Source organism: Robinsoniella sp. KNHs210 (assembly GCF_000686105.1).
Lineage (GTDB): Bacteria > Bacillota > Clostridia > Lachnospirales > Lachnospiraceae > Robinsoniella > Robinsoniella peoriensis.
Map to the genome: position 1 here is coordinate 4562968 of NZ_JMLZ01000002.1, position 14844 is coordinate 4577811.

At 39.7% G+C, this 14844-nt stretch carries 23 protein-coding genes; 22 read left to right on the forward strand and 1 reads right to left on the reverse strand.

Annotated elements, in window-relative coordinates; translation table 11 throughout:
- Positions 1-67: 67 nt before the first annotated feature.
- Entirely contained in the window at positions 68-910 is an 843-nt protein-coding gene (locus CD03_RS0126325; RefSeq protein ID WP_044289685.1) for a GNAT family N-acetyltransferase, read from the reverse strand.
- A gap of 311 nt (positions 911-1221) precedes the next feature.
- Between CD03_RS0126325 and proC the strand changes: the two genes are divergently transcribed.
- The 22 genes from proC (at position 1222) to rplR (ending at position 14839) form a co-directional block, all read left to right on the forward strand.
- The gene (gene proC, locus CD03_RS0126330) at positions 1222-2016 is read left to right on the forward strand and encodes a pyrroline-5-carboxylate reductase (protein WP_027296172.1); all 795 of its coding nucleotides are present in this window, start codon (positions 1222-1224) and stop codon (positions 2014-2016) included.
- A gap of 39 nt (positions 2017-2055) precedes the next feature.
- A complete protein-coding gene (locus tag CD03_RS0126335) occupies positions 2056-3435 on the forward strand; it encodes an aminopeptidase (RefSeq protein ID WP_027296173.1) in 1380 nt (459 codons plus the stop codon).
- 30 nt (positions 3436-3465) lie between these two features.
- Entirely contained in the window at positions 3466-5010 is a 1545-nt protein-coding gene (putP, locus tag CD03_RS0126340; RefSeq protein ID WP_027296174.1) for a sodium/proline symporter PutP, read from the forward strand.
- Positions 5011-5292: 282 nt separating this feature from the next.
- Positions 5293-6264: a hypothetical protein gene (locus CD03_RS0126345; RefSeq protein WP_027296175.1), complete on the forward strand. Its 972-nt coding sequence runs from the start codon at positions 5293-5295 to the stop codon at positions 6262-6264.
- A gap of 301 nt (positions 6265-6565) precedes the next feature.
- Complete coding sequence (gene rpsJ / locus CD03_RS0126350) at positions 6566-6883, forward strand: 30S ribosomal protein S10 (protein WP_027296176.1); 318 nt, start codon at positions 6566-6568, stop codon at positions 6881-6883.
- Positions 6884-7020: 137 nt separating this feature from the next.
- A complete protein-coding gene (gene rplC / locus CD03_RS0126355; RefSeq protein WP_027296177.1) occupies positions 7021-7656 on the forward strand; it encodes a 50S ribosomal protein L3 in 636 nt (211 codons plus the stop codon).
- A gap of 28 nt (positions 7657-7684) precedes the next feature.
- Positions 7685-8305 carry a 50S ribosomal protein L4 gene (rplD, locus tag CD03_RS0126360; RefSeq protein ID WP_027296178.1) on the forward strand — a complete coding sequence of 207 codons (621 nt, stop codon included), beginning with the start codon at positions 7685-7687 and terminating at the stop codon, positions 8303-8305.
- Positions 8305-8604 (forward strand): 50S ribosomal protein L23, encoded by a 300-nt coding sequence (rplW, locus tag CD03_RS0126365; protein WP_027296179.1) that lies wholly within the window; start codon positions 8305-8307, stop codon positions 8602-8604. Before rplD ends, rplW begins: the two co-directional genes overlap by 1 nt.
- Positions 8605-8669: 65 nt before the next feature.
- Entirely contained in the window at positions 8670-9515 is an 846-nt protein-coding gene (gene rplB, locus CD03_RS0126370) for a 50S ribosomal protein L2 (RefSeq protein ID WP_027296180.1), read from the forward strand.
- A gap of 40 nt (positions 9516-9555) precedes the next feature.
- Positions 9556-9837: a 30S ribosomal protein S19 gene (rpsS, locus tag CD03_RS0126375; RefSeq protein ID WP_027296181.1), complete on the forward strand. Its 282-nt coding sequence runs from the start codon at positions 9556-9558 to the stop codon at positions 9835-9837.
- A gap of 31 nt (positions 9838-9868) precedes the next feature.
- Complete coding sequence (gene rplV / locus CD03_RS0126380; protein WP_027296182.1) at positions 9869-10255, forward strand: 50S ribosomal protein L22; 387 nt, start codon at positions 9869-9871, stop codon at positions 10253-10255.
- Between the two features lie 11 nt (positions 10256-10266).
- Complete coding sequence (rpsC, locus tag CD03_RS0126385; RefSeq protein WP_027296183.1) at positions 10267-10923, forward strand: 30S ribosomal protein S3; 657 nt, start codon at positions 10267-10269, stop codon at positions 10921-10923.
- Complete coding sequence (rplP, locus tag CD03_RS0126390; RefSeq protein ID WP_027296184.1) at positions 10923-11360, forward strand: 50S ribosomal protein L16; 438 nt, start codon at positions 10923-10925, stop codon at positions 11358-11360. Before rpsC ends, rplP begins: the two co-directional genes overlap by 1 nt.
- Positions 11350-11550, forward strand: a complete 201-nt coding sequence (rpmC, locus tag CD03_RS0126395; protein ID WP_027296185.1) for a 50S ribosomal protein L29 — start codon at positions 11350-11352, stop codon at positions 11548-11550. The genes rplP and rpmC overlap by 11 nt, the downstream gene beginning before the upstream one ends.
- Positions 11551-11651: 101 nt before the next feature.
- Positions 11652-11924 (forward strand): 30S ribosomal protein S17, encoded by a 273-nt coding sequence (gene rpsQ, locus CD03_RS0126400; RefSeq protein WP_044289688.1) that lies wholly within the window; start codon positions 11652-11654, stop codon positions 11922-11924.
- A gap of 18 nt (positions 11925-11942) precedes the next feature.
- Positions 11943-12311 (forward strand): 50S ribosomal protein L14, encoded by a 369-nt coding sequence (gene rplN, locus CD03_RS0126405; protein WP_027296187.1) that lies wholly within the window; start codon positions 11943-11945, stop codon positions 12309-12311.
- 15 nt (positions 12312-12326) lie between these two features.
- Complete coding sequence (rplX, locus tag CD03_RS0126410) at positions 12327-12638, forward strand: 50S ribosomal protein L24 (protein WP_027296188.1); 312 nt, start codon at positions 12327-12329, stop codon at positions 12636-12638.
- A gap of 22 nt (positions 12639-12660) precedes the next feature.
- Positions 12661-13200 carry a 50S ribosomal protein L5 gene (rplE, locus tag CD03_RS0126415; RefSeq protein ID WP_027296189.1) on the forward strand — a complete coding sequence of 180 codons (540 nt, stop codon included), beginning with the start codon at positions 12661-12663 and terminating at the stop codon, positions 13198-13200.
- Positions 13201-13218: 18 nt separating this feature from the next.
- Entirely contained in the window at positions 13219-13404 is a 186-nt protein-coding gene (locus tag CD03_RS0126420; RefSeq protein ID WP_027296190.1) for a type Z 30S ribosomal protein S14, read from the forward strand.
- 29 nt (positions 13405-13433) lie between these two features.
- Positions 13434-13835 (forward strand): 30S ribosomal protein S8, encoded by a 402-nt coding sequence (gene rpsH / locus CD03_RS0126425; protein ID WP_027296191.1) that lies wholly within the window; start codon positions 13434-13436, stop codon positions 13833-13835.
- A gap of 78 nt (positions 13836-13913) precedes the next feature.
- Positions 13914-14453, forward strand: a complete 540-nt coding sequence (rplF, locus tag CD03_RS0126430; RefSeq protein WP_027296192.1) for a 50S ribosomal protein L6 — start codon at positions 13914-13916, stop codon at positions 14451-14453.
- 17 nt (positions 14454-14470) lie between these two features.
- Complete coding sequence (gene rplR / locus CD03_RS0126435; RefSeq protein ID WP_027296193.1) at positions 14471-14839, forward strand: 50S ribosomal protein L18; 369 nt, start codon at positions 14471-14473, stop codon at positions 14837-14839.
- Positions 14840-14844 lie beyond the last annotated feature (5 nt).

Consider the following 14844-nt stretch of genomic DNA (forward strand, 5'->3'; position numbering starts at 1 on the left):
TATTACCTTTCCTAGTTAAATTTTGTATCCGGTAGTCCGTAAAGCATTCTGCGTCTTTCGTGTGAAGTCAAACTTTATGGACTGCCAGGTTCCTTTTTGAACGGAACCAGTAAGTATAAAAATCTTCAAATCCTAGTGAAATATAAAGGTCCTTAGCGGAAGTATTGCCATCTACCACTTGAAGATAAGCATGCTCAGCACCTTTTTTTCTTGCTTCTTCCAGAATTGAGCTGCAAATTGAACGCGCAAAGTTTTTGCGTCTGCAGCTTGCGTCCACATAAATGGCATAAAGGCCAATGTGGGCACGGTCCAAAATACCCAGACCGGATGCAACCATACGTCCGTCGATTTCGATAAAAGCGACGATCGTTTCCTTTGGGATTGCCTTAAACATTGAAGGCACAATCCTCCTGAGTGTAGGATTGGTGGTACCGTTTAAACGAAATAGAGAAGTTATCCAGTCATCCGTAATGCGGTCCCGCAGCTGGACGATCGTATCATTCGGATAAAAAACGGAAGAAGGTAGGTTTGAGTTTCTTCCATAATATTCATATTCAATAGATTCATAAGGGAACATATGAAATTGTTCCATAGGCATAGTCATCACATCAGTTATATGCTCCACGCTATACCCTCGTTCCGCCAGGATCCGGTCAAAAGACGGATCGATCATGGGATTGATTTTAAAATTAACCGGGGTATGAAAGTTGGCATACATGGATTCACAATATGCTATTTTTTCTTCAACCGGAAGATTAGAGATGCCAACCTGCTCTACACTATTGGTACGGTAGGTATAGTTGTGGGAAAAACGGATCAGCCATCCGTCATAAAGTTCGATCTTATGCGAAGGCCATGCATTGAGAGAAATCTCTTCTATTAATTTCATATAAGCATTGTCTTTTATCATAGGTGCGCTCCCTTAAAGAAAATCTTCTAATCATTATAGTTCAAAATGTAAGGATATTCAATGAAAAACTTGACCGAATCCCGTTAATTTGATAAAGTGAAAGATAAGTGTTAAAGAAAACCGCTTTCACACTGCTGATTTAGGAATAGCACAAGCCAGCTTGCGCTATTCATGGGGTAAGTGTTAAAGAAAACCGCTTTCACACTGCTGATTTAGGAATAGCACAAGCCCAGCTTGCGCTATTCATGGGTAAAGTGTGAAAGAAATGCACCTGCAGAATGGTAAAGAGATTAAAATCAGGAGGTTCTTAAATGAAAATAGGATTTATTGGATGTGGAAATATGGCGACAGCGATGCTGGGCGGGATTTTAAAAAATGAGTTGATTCCTGCAGATGAAATTATAGGATCTACTTCCAGACAGGAAAGTCTGGATGCAATTAAAGCAAAGTTTGGCATCTGCACTACCATAGATAATAAAGAAGTTGCAAAGCAGTCGGATGTGATTGTATTGGCGGTTAAACCACAGTATTATGAAGCGGTAATCAAAGAGATCAGAGATGCAGTTAACGTTGATAAGATCGTGGTGTCCATAGCTCCTGGTAAGACTCTTGAATGGCTGGGTGATGTATTTGAAAAACCCCTTAAAATTATTCGCTGTATGCCAAATACACCGGCCCTGGTAGGGGAAGGGATTACCGGAGTCTGCGCAAATGAACTGGTGTCTTCTGAGGAATTAGAGATGGTATGCAGGATTCTGGGAGCATGCGGTTCCACAGAAGTAATCAGTGAACATCTAATGGACGTGGTAGTTTCCGTAAGCGGCAGTGCTCCGGCTTATGTATTTATGTTTATCGAGGCCATGGCTGACGGTGCGGTAGCCGATGGAATGCCAAGAGCCCAGGCTTATAAATTTGCAGCCCAGGCAGTACTTGGAAGTGCAAAGATGGTTTTAGAAACCGGAAAGCATCCGGGGGAATTAAAGGATATGGTATGCTCACCGGGAGGAACAACCATCGAGGCGGTGCGTGTATTGGAAGAAAAAGGTATGAGAAGTGCTGTGATCGAAGCCATGAAGGCATGTGTAAAGAAATCCAGAGGTATGTAATTATATTTTAAATAAAAGAAACAGAAAGGATGACATAATATGGAACGGGAAAATGCATGGAAAAAATATGATGAGGCAGGTCGTGAAAAAGTATTTGCTTTTAATGAAGGATATAAAGATTTCATTTCCAAATGTAAAACAGAGAGGGAATGTGTAAAAGAAGTGATTGCGCAGGTACAGTCTTTTGGCTATGAGGATCTGGATCAAATTGTTTCTTCCGGAAGAGTTTTAAAGTCAGGGGATAAAGTATATGCTGCAAATATGGGAAAAACAATTGCGCTGTATCATATCGGAGAAGTACCCATGGAAGAAGGTATGAATATTCTGGGAGCACATATTGATTCACCGAGACTGGATCTGAAACAGAATCCATTATATGAGGATAATGATCTCGCAATGCTGGAAACACACTACTATGGCGGTGTGAAAAAGTATCAGTGGGTTGCACATCCCCTTGCCCTGCATGGTGTTGCAGCGAAAAAAGATGGAAGCATTGTGGAAGTTTCCATTGGAGAAGAGATGTCAGAACCTGTATTTGGAGTTTCTGATTTATTGATTCATTTATCCGGTACCCAGCTGGAGAAAAAAGCAAATAAAGTTATTGAAGGGGAAGACCTGAACATATTAATAGGCAGTATTCCGTTAGACGGAGATGATAAAGAGCCGGTAAAAGCCCAGATTCTTCAGATACTCAAGGAAAAGTACGGAATAGAAGAAGAAGATTTCCTGTCTGCAGAATTTGAAGCTGTTCCTGCGGGAAGAGCAAGGGATTACGGACTGGACAGAAGTATGGTTATGGGATATGGACAGGATGACCGTGTATGTGCTTATCCATCATACATGGCTATGCTGCAGTTGGCTAACACAACCAGAACGGCAGTCTGCCTCTTAGTGGATAAAGAGGAGATCGGAAGCGTGGGGGCAACCGGTATGCAGTCTAAGTTTTTTGAGAATACGGTTGCTGAGGTTATGAACTGTACCGGAGATTACAGTGAGTTGAAGCTGCGCCGTGCCCTGAAAAATTCTAAGATGCTTTCTTCCGATGTAAGTGCTGCCTTTGACCCGAATTATCCAAGTGTTATGGAGAAAAACAACAGTGCTTTCTTAGGCAGGGGACTGACATTTAACAAATACACCGGTTCAAGGGGTAAATCCGGCTCCAATGATGCCAATGCGGAATATATTGCAGACATACGCAGGGTTTTGGATGAAAACCAGGTTAGTTTCCAGACAGCAGAGCTTGGAAAAGTAGACCAGGGCGGCGGCGGAACCATTGCTTTTATCCTGGCGAATTACAGTATGGAGGTTATTGACAGCGGTGTTGCCGTACTGAACATGCACGCACCATGGGAGATTACCAGCAAGGTGGATATATATGAAGCGTATCTGGGATACCAGGCATTCTTAAAATATATGTAAAGAAAAAGAAGGAGAAAGAGGAAAAGGTACATGGAGAAAAGTTCTATAATTTGGATATTGATTGCATTTGTTGCTTATCTTGCAATGATGATGGGAATCGGTGTGGTGACCATGAAAAAGAATAAAAGCACAGATGATTTCTTTTTAGGAGGCCGTGGGTTAAGCGGCTGGGTGGCGGCTTTGTCTGCACAGGCTTCTGATATGAGCGGGTGGCTGCTCATGGGTCTGCCGGGAGCAGTTTATGCACTGGGAACAGGGCAGGCATGGATAGCAGTCGGTTTATTTATTGGAACCGTATTTAACTGGGTGTGCATTTCATCCCGTCTTCGCCGTTATACAATCAGGGCAAATAATGCAATCACATTTCCGGAATATCTGGAAAACCGTTTTCACGATAAGAATAAAATATTGCTGTTGATTTCTTCGATTGTTATTGTTATTTTCTTCCTCGTATATACGGCTTCTGCATTAGCTGCAGGAGGTAAATTATTTGCCGGTGTATTTGGAATTGAATACCGCGTTGCATTAACGATAGGGGCAGCCGTTATTCTGGCTTATACATTCATGGGAGGATTCCTTGCAGTATGCCTTACTGATTTTATTCAGGGGATGCTGATGCTGGTAGGACTTCTGGTAGTACCGATAGTCGCTTATTTTGTAATGGGTCCGGACACGGTGACTGCAAATCTGGCAGCCAGCGGCGTAAATGCAGATTCCTATTTAAATCTGATGCATAATGGTGGAGAGTCCTACCGGGCAGTGGATATTATATCCCAGATAGGATGGGGACTTGGATACTGTGGAATGCCTCATATCCTGACACGTTTTATGGCGGTCAGAAGTGAGAAGGAATTAAAAAAATCCAGAGTTATCGCGATTGTGTGGGTATTGATATCCCTTGGTATGGCAGTAATCATCGGGGTCATCGGAAGAGCATACCTGTATCCGACACTTTTAGGCGGCGCAGGAGCAGATTCAGCAGAAAATGTTTTCATTGCCATGATTACACAGTTGTTTACAAAAGATCTGGCACTGCCGTTTATCGGAGGAATATTCCTCTGTGGTATTCTGGCAGCGATTATGTCAACGGCAGACTCTCAATTGCTGGTAACGGCATCTTCCGTATCAAAAGATTTATATCAGGGATTTATTAATCCAAAGGCAGAAGAAAAACATGTATTAAAACTCAGCCGTATCACTGTCATTGCTGTTGCAGTGCTGGCATACATCATTGCCCTGAATCCAAACAGCAGCATTATGGGGCTGGTCTCCAATGCCTGGGCAGGTTTAGGTGCAGCATTCGGGCCGACTGTATTACTTTCCTTATTTTGGAGAAGAACTAATATAGCAGGTGCTATAGCAGGTATTGTTTCCGGGGGACTGACAGTTATTGTCTGGGATTATATTCCGTTTGGAGGACAGACGCTTGGAGCCTCCACCGGATTATACTCACTGGTTATTGGTTTTGCCATCAGTATTATACTGATTATTGCAGTGAGTCTCATGACAGCAGCTCCGGATGAAGAGATGCTGAAGGAATTTGATGATGTGGCGAATAAAAGAGTAGAAGGCTAAAATTAAGAAAATATTATTTTAATGAAAAAGGAGAATCCGGCAGTGCTTTCTGGATTCTCCTTTTTTGAAATTACTAGATTAGTGATTGCTATTTAAACTAATACACTATATAATAGAAGAAACATTTCGTTTTTCCGGACAGTTCTGTTCAAAATATTCCAGTTTAAAAGATGTTCAGTTATAAAAACACATGTAAATAACAGGTTGTATAACATAGGTTTATGTTTACTGCTTGTCATTGTAATACCCAGAATCATATGCTAAAATATAGGAGGAAAAAGATTGAAAGAAAACAACAGCAGAGATTATTCAAACACAGGGTTTAAAGCAAGCGCATTTGCAGCATACTTTGGAGAGCCCCAAAATGCAATGGAACTATTTAATGCTATAGAATCTGAAAAATGTACAGACCCATCCCAGATTGATTATCTGGCTCAGGAAGATGAACTGTTTATGACTGGGAAAAATGATCTTGCATTTGCCGTTAACGGCAAAATGCTGGTTATCAGTGAACACCTGACGGGCCAAACCCGGAATATTCCGGTACAGGATGTGATTTATTACGGAAGAATAGTGGAATCCCTATTAGATTCCAAAGAAATATATCAAAAGAAAAGGATGCTGATACCATGGCCGAAGTTTTATGTTTTTTATAATGGCGAAGGAGACAGCATGACAGAAGAGACACTTCGTTTATCTGATGTTTTTGAGGCACATGGCGGCGAGCCGGCACTTGAACTGACGGTAAAAGTCATCAACATAAACCTGGATGCCAATCATCCCCTTTTAGAGAAGTGCCGTGCATTGAAAGAGTATTCTATATTTATAGAAAGTATCAGAATGAATCTGAAGATGGGATACGGTAAGAAAGCGTCAGTCAGTCGCGGAATAGAGGATTGCAGGCGCAGAGGAATCGTGTCGGATTTCCTGGACAAGTATGGAAGCCGGGCAGATCAAATGCTGTATGCACAGTGTAATATGGAAGAAGTACTTAGAATTCATGGGATTGAGGAACGGGAACTGGGGAAGAAAGAAGGAATCGCAGAAGGCAGAGAAGCTGGAAAAGAGCTACTTTGTATTACTTTAATCCGAAAGCAGATAAATAAAGGCTGGGAGACGGCGGACATTGCTGAGCTGCTGGAGATGGAGATACCCCTGGTATCCGGTATCGGCAGGATAATAATGGAAAACCCTGATTTTAACGATGAACAGGTTCTAAAAGAGATTAAAATACGAAAAATTACCAATAAATAGCTGTGTACAAAAAAAAATACAAATTTTCCTAAAAAACCCTTGCATTTGCGAGGGTTATGCTATATAATCATTCGTGTTGTGACCTTGATAGCGTAGAAGTGTGAGGTTGCTGCAGTTTAATCTGCAGGTTTTCCATGGAGCGAATGTCAAGTTAGAAAACTGGCGACAAGTCACTGTACAATATATAACTGTCCATCAAAGAATGGAAACAACGTGTAGTATTAAGATGATACACACGGGAGAGTGTACAGTCACCGCTTGTCGTACTGCAATTAAGTGCGAAAAGGAGGCGACTTTTTTTATGGCAAGTCAAGTAATGAGAATTACATTAAAAGCGTATGATCATCAATTAATTGATGCATCCGCAAAGAAAATCATCGAAACTGTGAAGAAGAACGGATCTCAGGTGAGTGGACCGGTACCACTTCCTACTAAGAAAGAGGTTGTTACAATCTTACGAGCTGTACACAAGTACAAAGATTCCAGAGAGCAGTTCGAGCAGAGAACTCATAAGAGACTGATCGATATCATGACACCAACCCAGAAGACGGTTGATGCATTATCCAGACTGGAAATGCCAGCAGGTGTTTACATTGATATCAAAATGAAAAGCAAATAAGAAACAGGTATTCGAACAGAGATTATCCTAAAAGGTTGATATAGAAGTAACGAAAAGTTCCACTTATATTAACTGTTTGACTAGGATGATTGCACAACACGGTGTAATCCGCTGTAGAAAAACAGGAGGTAAAAAGAATGAAGAAAGCGATTTTAGCGACAAAAGTCGGAATGACTCAAATCTTCAATGAAGACGGAGTTTTAACTCCAGTAACCGTACTTCAGGCTGGACCTTGTGTAGTAACTCAGGTTAAGACAGAAGAAAATGATGGTTACAAAGCAATTCAGGTAGGTTTTGTTGATAAGAGAGAAAAATTAGTGAACAAACCTATGAAAGGCCAATTTGACAAAGCTGGTGTTTCTTATAAAAGATATGTCAGAGAATTCAAGTTTGACAATGCAGAGGAATATTCAGTAGCACAGGAAATCAAAGCTGACATTTTTGAAGCTGGCGATAAGATTGATGCAACTGCTATTTCAAAGGGAAAAGGATTCCAGGGCGCGATTAAGAGACATAATCAGAGCAGAGGACCTATGGCCCACGGTTCTAAATTCCATCGTCATGCTGGTTCAAATGGTTCTGCATCTGATCCAAGTAAAGTATTTAAAGGCAAGAAAATGCCGGGACACATGGGAGCTAAACAGATTACAATCCAGAATCTGGAAATTGTAAAAGTTGATGTAGAAAACAATCTGCTTTTAGTAAAAGGTGCTGTACCAGGACCTAAGAAATCTATGGTAACAATCAAAGAAACAGTAAAAGCTGGTAAATAGGCTTTTATAGGAAAGGAGGAACACACAGATGGCAAACGTATCTGTTTACAATATGGAAGGCAATGAAGTTGGTACAATGGAGCTGAACGATGCTGTATTTGGTGTTGAAGTTAATGATCACTTAGTACACATGGCAGTTGTAAGCCAGCTTGCTAATAAACGTCAGGGAACACAGAAAGCGAAAACTCGTTCAGAAGTTTCCGGCGGTGGAAGAAAACCTTGGAGACAAAAAGGAACCGGTCATGCAAGACAGGGTTCAACAAGATCTCCTCAGTGGACGGGCGGCGGAGTTGTATTTGCTCCAACACCAAGAGATTATTCTTTCAAAATGAACAAGAAAGAAAGAAGACTTGCTTTAAAATCTGCATTAACCTCAAGATTACAGGAGAACAAATTAATCGTTCTTGATGACCTGAAGTTAGATGAAGTAAAAACAAAAGCAATGCAGAATGTATTGAACAACTTAAAATTAAACAAAGCTTTAGTTGTTACAAAAGAGAATGACAACAATGTAGTGTTATCTGCAAGAAACATTCCGGGTGTACAGACTGCTCTTACAAGCACAATCAATGTTTACGATATTTTAAAATATAATACAGTTGTTTTAACAAAGGCTGCTGTAGAGGCAATTGAGGAGGTGTACGCATAATGGCTGCAATACAATATTATGATGTAATCCTTAAACCAGTTATTACAGAAAAAAGCATGAATGCTATGGGCGAGAAGAAATATACTTTCTTAGTTCATACAGAAGCTACTAAGAATCAGATCAAAGAAGCAGTTGAAAAAATGTTCGAAGGAACAAAGGTAAAAAGCGTTAATACCATGAATATGGATGGTAAGAAAAAAAGACGTGGAACTACTGTTGGAAAAACTGCTAAAACGAAAAAAGCAATTGTTGCTTTGACAGAAGAAAGCAAAGATATCGAAATCTTTGAAGGATTATAGAATCAACCGCAACTAAAATATACGCAAGAAAAGCGTGACAATAAATATTGAAAGGAGTGACAATAATGGGAATTAAGACTTATAACCCATATACACCTTCCAGAAGACATATGACCGGTTCTGATTTCGTAGAAATCACAAAGAGCGAACCTGAAAAAAGCTTATTAGTTTCTCTTCAGAAAAACTCAGGTCGTAACAATCAAGGTAAAATCACTGTAAGACACCGCGGAGGCGGATCCAGAAAAAAATATAGAATCATCGATTTTAAGAGAAATAAAAAAGATGGTATTCCGGCAACTGTAATCGGAATCGAATACGATCCGAACAGAACTGCTAATATTGCATTAATCTGCTATGCAGACGGCGAAAAAGCTTACATCTTAGCTCCTCAGGGATTAAAAGATGGAATGAAAATTATGAATGGACCAGAAGCAGAAGTGAAAATTGGTAACTGTATGCCGTTATCCGATATTCCGGTTGGTACTATGGTTCACAATATTGAAATGTATCCTGGAAAAGGCGGACAGTTAGTTCGTTCAGCAGGTAACAGCGCTCAGTTAATGGCAAAAGAAGGAAAAACTGCAACACTTCGTCTTCCTTCAGGTGAAATGAGAATGGTTCCGATCATTTGCAGAGCAACGATTGGTGTTGTTGGTAATGGTGATCATAACCTGATCAATATTGGTAAAGCTGGTAGAAAACGTCATATGGGCTTCAGACCTACCGTTCGTGGTTCCGTAATGAATCCTAACGATCATCCACATGGTGGTGGTGAAGGTAAGACAGGTATTGGCCGTCCAGGTCCATGTACACCTTGGGGTAAACCTGCTCTTGGCTTAAAGACAAGAAAGAAAAACAAACATTCTAATAAGATGATCGTAAGAAGACGCGACGGTAAAGCGATTAACTAATTAATCAATTCAATTAAAGTTTACAAGGAGGTTAGAACCTATGGCTCGCTCACTTAAAAAAGGACCATTTGCAGATGATAGTTTACTGAAAAAGGTAGATGCGATGAACGCAGCAGGACAGAAACAGGTTATTAAAACCTGGTCCCGTCGTTCCACAATCTTCCCACAGATGGTTGGACATACAATAGCAGTTCATGATGGAAGAAGACATGTGCCTGTATATGTTACAGAAGATATGGTTGGTCACAAACTTGGAGAGTTTGTTGCTACCAGAACTTATAGAGGACATGGAAAAGATGAAAAAAGATCTGGCGTTCGCTAGAATATCGTAGATTTGAAAGGAGGTTTCATCCATGGCAAAAGGACATAGATCCCAAATCAAAAGAGAGAGAAATGCACAGAAAGACACAAGACCAAGCGCTAAGTTATCTTACGCTAGAGTTTCTGTTCAGAAAGCATGTTTCGTATTAGATGCCATCAGAGGTAAGGATGTACAGACAGCACTTGGTATTGTGACTTATAATCCAAGATATGCTTCTAGCTTAATAGAGAAATTATTGAAATCAGCAATCGCTAATGCTGAGAACAACAACGGAATGAGTGTAGAAAACCTTTATGTAGAGGAATGTTACGCTAATAAAGGACCTACAATGAAGAGAATCAAACCAAGAGCACAGGGTAGAGCTTACAGAATCGAAAAGAGAACAAGTCATATCACTGTTGTGCTGAATGAAAGATAAGGAGGGCAATCATGGGACAAAAAGTTAATCCTCACGGCTTAAGAGTCGGAGTTATTAAAGACTGGGACTCCAAATGGTATGCTGAGGCTGACTTCGCTGACTATTTAGTAGAAGATCACAAAATCAGAACATACCTGAAGAAGAAGTTATATAGCGCAGGTGTATCTAAGATTGAAATCGAAAGAGCATCTGACAGAGTGAAATTAATCATTCATACTGCAAAACCAGGTGTGGTTATCGGTAAGGGTGGTTCTGAAATTGAAAAAGTAAAAGCTGAAGTTCAGAAGCTTACAGATAAAAAAGTTATCGTTGATATCAAAGAAGTAAAAAGACCGGATAAAGATGCTCAGTTAGTAGCAGAAAACATTGCCTTACAGTTAGAAAACCGTGTTTCTTTCAGACGTGCAATGAAATCTACTATGACCAGAACAATGAGATCCGGAGCGAAAGGTATCAAAACAGCAGTTGCAGGACGTCTTGGCGGAGCAGATATGGCTCGTACAGAATTCTACAGCGAAGGTACTATTCCACTTCAGACACTTAGAGCAGATATTGACTATGGATTCGCAGAAGCAGATACAACTTACGGCAAATTAGGCGTAAAAGTTTGGATCTACAAAGGCGAAGTACTTCCAACTAAAGGAACAAAGGAAGGGAGCGATAAATAATGTTAATGCCAAAAAGAGTAAAGCGTCGTAAACAGTTCCGTGGTTCTATGGCTGGTAAAGCACTTAGAGGAAATACGATTTCAAACGGAGAATATGGACTTGTCGCTTTAGAACCATGTTGGATCAAATCAAACCAGATCGAAGCAGCCCGTGTTGCTATGACCCGTTACATCAAACGTGGTGGTAAGGTTTGGATTAAGATTTTCCCAGATAAACCAGTAACAGCTAAACCAGCAGAAACTCGTATGGGTTCCGGTAAAGGAACATTAGAATACTGGGTAGCAGTTGTAAAACCAGGACGTGTAATGTTCGAACTTGCAGGTGTTCCAGATGATATCGCACGTGAAGCATTACGTCTTGCTATGCATAAATTACCTTGTAAATGTAAGATCGTTTCTCGCGCAGACTTAGAAGGCGGTGATAACAGTGAAAATTAATAAATTTGTAGAAGATTTAAAAAGCAAATCAGCTGCAGAATTAAATGAAGAATTAGTAGCTGCTAAAAAGGAACTTTTTAACTTAAGATTCCAGAACGCAACCAATCAGTTAGATAACACAAGCAGAATTAAAGAAGTTCGCAAGAACATCGCTAGAATTCAGACAGTGATCACTGAGAAGGCTCAATAATAAAGGATACACCAAATCCACTGGACCAGGAAACACTTTCAGGAGTGGGGTGGGTGTAGATTCGCACGATATTCGGGATAGTCTCGTGGCGTGCTTATACCATGAAAGGAGTAAATAACGTGGAAAGAAATCTTAGAAAAACCCGTACTGGTAAAGTTGTTAGCGACAAAATGGATAAGACAATTGTCGTTGCAGTAGAAGACCATGTTAAACATCCTCTTTACAAAAAGATCGTAAAGAGAACATATAAATTAAAAGCACATGATGAAAAAAATGAATGTAACATTGGTGATACCGTAAAAGTTATGGAAACAAGACCATTATCCAAAGATAAAAGATGGAGACTTGTGGAAATCATCGAGAGAGTTAAATAGTATAGGAGGTATATCAGCATGATACAACAAGAGAGTAGACTTAGAGTTGCTGATAACACTGGTGCCAAAGAATTACTTTGTATCAGAGTTATGGGTGGATCTACCAGAAGATATGCAAATATCGGCGACATTATCGTAGCTACCGTTAAAGATGCAACACCAGGCGGTGTTGTAAAAAAAGGTGATGTTGTAAAAGCTGTAGTTGTTCGTACAGTAAAAGGCGCTCGTCGTAAAGACGGTTCTTATATTAAATTCGACGAAAATGCTGCTGTTATCATCAAAGATGACAAGAATCCAAAAGGAACTCGTATTTTTGGACCAGTAGCCAGAGAGCTTCGTGAAAAACAATTCATGAAAATTGTTTCCTTAGCTCCTGAAGTATTATAAGGAGGTGCCAAAATAATGTCAGCTATGAAAATTAAAAAGGGCGATTCTATAAAAGTAATCGCTGGAAAAGATAAAGATAAAGAAGGCAAAGTTCTTGCTGTAGACGTAAAAGCAGGTAGAGTACTTGTGGAAGGCGTAAGCATGATTACAAAGCATTCAAAACCATCAGCAGCGAATCAGCAGGGTGGAATTGTTAATAAAGAAGCCTTTATTGACGTTTCAAACGTAATGCTGCTTCACAAAGGTAAAGCAACAAGAGTTGGTTTTAAAATGGATGGAGACAAAAAAGTTCGTTTTGCGAAAGCAACTGGCGAAGTGATCGATTAATTAAGAGAGGAGGCCGCACAAGTTGAGTAGACTGAAAGAAACTTACAATAATGAGATCGTAGATGCTATGATCAAAAAATTTGGATATAAAAATGTAATGGAAGTACCGAAAATTGATAAGGTTGTTATCAATATGGGCGTTGGCGAAGCAAAAGATAATGCCAAATTATTAGAAACTGCTGTAAAAGACATGGAAACCATTGCAGGACAGAAGGCAGTTCTTACCAGAGCAAAGAATTCTGTTGCTAATTTCAAAATCCGTGAAGGTATGGCAATCGGATGTAAGGTAACACTTCGTGGCGAGAGAATGTATGAATTTGTTGATCGTCTGATCAATTTAGCATTACCTCGTGTACGTGACTTTAGAGGTGTAAACCCTAACGCATTTGATGGAAGAGGTAACTACGCACTGGGTATTAAAGAACAGTTAATTTTCCCTGAAATCGAATACGATAAAGTAGACAAGGTTAGAGGTATGGACGTAATTTTCGTTACGACTGCTAAGACTGACGAAGAAGCTCGTGAATTATTGGCACAGTTCAATATGCCGTTTACTAAATAGTTATAGGAGGGAAATTTCATGGCTAAAACAGCAATGAAAATCAAACAGCAACGTCCGGCAAAATTCTCTACAAGAGAATACAGCCGTTGTAGAATCTGTGGACGTCCACATGCTTATTTAAGAAAATACGGAATCTGCAGAATCTGCTTCCGTGAATTAGCATACAAAGGACAGATCCCAGGTGTGAGAAAAGCAAGCTGGTAGGATAAAGAAGTAGAGAGGAGGCAACTTAAATGACAATGAGCGATCCAATCGCAGATATGCTTACAAGAATTCGTAATGCAAATACTGCTAAACATGATACAGTAGATGTACCTGCTTCTAAAATGAAAATTGCTATTGCAAACATTCTTTTAGATCAAGGTTATATTGCAAAATATGATATCGTAGAAGATGGAAACTTTAATACAATCCGTATCACCTTAAAATACGGTGCAGATAAAAATGAGAAGATCATAACAGGTCTTAAGAGAATTTCTAAACCGGGCTTACGTGTTTACGCAAACAAGGAAGAACTTCCTAAAGTACTTGGAGGTTTAGGAGTAGCAATTATTTCTACAAACCAGGGTGTTATCACTGATAAAGAAGCTAGAAAGCTTCAGGTTGGTGGAGAAGTACTTGCATTTGTTTGGTAGGCTGTGAACTATTAGAAGTTACTGAAAACAGAAAGGTCTATGACCTTTCCGAAAATTTAAGTAAGGAGGACATATCAAATGTCACGTATCGGAAGAATGCCAGTAGCAGTTCCGGCAGGCGTTACTGTTGAAATTGCAGATGGCAATAAAGTTACTGTTAAAGGTAGCAAAGGTACACTTGAAAGAGTATTACCTGTTGAAATGGATATCAAATTAGAAGATGGTCAGGTTGTTGTTTCCAGACCAAACGATTTAAAGAAAATGAAATCATTACATGGTTTAACAAGAACTCTCATCTCTAACATGGTTGTTGGTGTTAGTGAAGGATATCAGAAAGTTCTTGAAGTAAACGGTGTTGGTTACAAAGCAGCAAAAGCTGGTAAGAAATTAACATTATCACTTGGATATTCCCATCCGGTAGAAATGATCGATCCAGAAGGATTAGAGTCTACTGTAGAAGGAAATAAGATCGTTGTAAAAGGTATCGATAAAGAAAAAGTTGGCCAATACGCAGCTGAAATCAGAGAGAAGAGAAAACCGGAACCTTATAAAGGAAAAGGTATTAAATATGCTGATGAAGTTATTAGACGTAAAGTTGGTAAGACTGGTAAGAAATAATTAAGGAGAGTGTAAAAATGGTTAATAAAGAATCCAGAACAAAAGTTCGCGAAAAAAAACACCTGAAAATTCGTAATCGTTTCAGCGGAACTACTGAAAGACCACGTTTAGCAGTGTTTAGAAGTAATAATCATATGTATGCTCAAATTATTGACGATACAGTTGGAAATACGCTTGTTTCAGCTTCCACCCTTCAGAAGGATGTTAAAGCGGAACTGGAAAAGACCAATAACGTTGATGCAGCAGCATATTTAGGTACTGTTATTGCAAAAAAGGCTTTGGAAAAAGGTATTACAACTGTTGTCTTTGATAGAGGCGGCTTCATATATCAGGGTAAAATCAAAGCATTAGCAGATGCAGCTAGAGAAGCTGGTCTAGAATTTTAGGAGGT

What these genes read in the sequence shown, in the direction of transcription:
- CD03_RS0126325 (WP_044289685.1), bottom strand. Translation starts at nt 910, where the DNA reads ATGATAAAAGACAATGCTTATATGAAATTAATAGAAGAGATTTCTCTC.
- proC (WP_027296172.1), top strand. Translation starts at nt 1,222, where the DNA reads ATGAAAATAGGATTTATTGGATGTGGAAATATGGCGACAGCGATGCTG.
- CD03_RS0126335 (WP_027296173.1), top strand. Translation starts at nt 2,056, where the DNA reads ATGGAACGGGAAAATGCATGGAAAAAATATGATGAGGCAGGTCGTGAA.
- putP (WP_027296174.1), top strand. Translation starts at nt 3,466, where the DNA reads ATGGAGAAAAGTTCTATAATTTGGATATTGATTGCATTTGTTGCTTAT.
- rpsJ (WP_027296176.1), top strand. Translation starts at nt 6,566, where the DNA reads ATGGCAAGTCAAGTAATGAGAATTACATTAAAAGCGTATGATCATCAA.
- rplC (WP_027296177.1), top strand. Translation starts at nt 7,021, where the DNA reads ATGAAGAAAGCGATTTTAGCGACAAAAGTCGGAATGACTCAAATCTTC.
- rplD (WP_027296178.1), top strand. Translation starts at nt 7,685, where the DNA reads ATGGCAAACGTATCTGTTTACAATATGGAAGGCAATGAAGTTGGTACA.
- rplW (WP_027296179.1), top strand. Translation starts at nt 8,305, where the DNA reads ATGGCTGCAATACAATATTATGATGTAATCCTTAAACCAGTTATTACA.
- rplB (WP_027296180.1), top strand. Translation starts at nt 8,670, where the DNA reads ATGGGAATTAAGACTTATAACCCATATACACCTTCCAGAAGACATATG.
- rpsS (WP_027296181.1), top strand. Translation starts at nt 9,556, where the DNA reads ATGGCTCGCTCACTTAAAAAAGGACCATTTGCAGATGATAGTTTACTG.
- rplV (WP_027296182.1), top strand. Translation starts at nt 9,869, where the DNA reads ATGGCAAAAGGACATAGATCCCAAATCAAAAGAGAGAGAAATGCACAG.
- rpsC (WP_027296183.1), top strand. Translation starts at nt 10,267, where the DNA reads ATGGGACAAAAAGTTAATCCTCACGGCTTAAGAGTCGGAGTTATTAAA.
- rplP (WP_027296184.1), top strand. Translation starts at nt 10,923, where the DNA reads ATGTTAATGCCAAAAAGAGTAAAGCGTCGTAAACAGTTCCGTGGTTCT.
- rpsQ (WP_044289688.1), top strand. Translation starts at nt 11,652, where the DNA reads ATGAAAGGAGTAAATAACGTGGAAAGAAATCTTAGAAAAACCCGTACT.
- rplN (WP_027296187.1), top strand. Translation starts at nt 11,943, where the DNA reads ATGATACAACAAGAGAGTAGACTTAGAGTTGCTGATAACACTGGTGCC.
- rplX (WP_027296188.1), top strand. Translation starts at nt 12,327, where the DNA reads ATGTCAGCTATGAAAATTAAAAAGGGCGATTCTATAAAAGTAATCGCT.
- CD03_RS0126420 (WP_027296190.1), top strand. Translation starts at nt 13,219, where the DNA reads ATGGCTAAAACAGCAATGAAAATCAAACAGCAACGTCCGGCAAAATTC.
- rpsH (WP_027296191.1), top strand. Translation starts at nt 13,434, where the DNA reads ATGACAATGAGCGATCCAATCGCAGATATGCTTACAAGAATTCGTAAT.
- rplF (WP_027296192.1), top strand. Translation starts at nt 13,914, where the DNA reads ATGTCACGTATCGGAAGAATGCCAGTAGCAGTTCCGGCAGGCGTTACT.
- rplR (WP_027296193.1), top strand. Translation starts at nt 14,471, where the DNA reads ATGGTTAATAAAGAATCCAGAACAAAAGTTCGCGAAAAAAAACACCTG.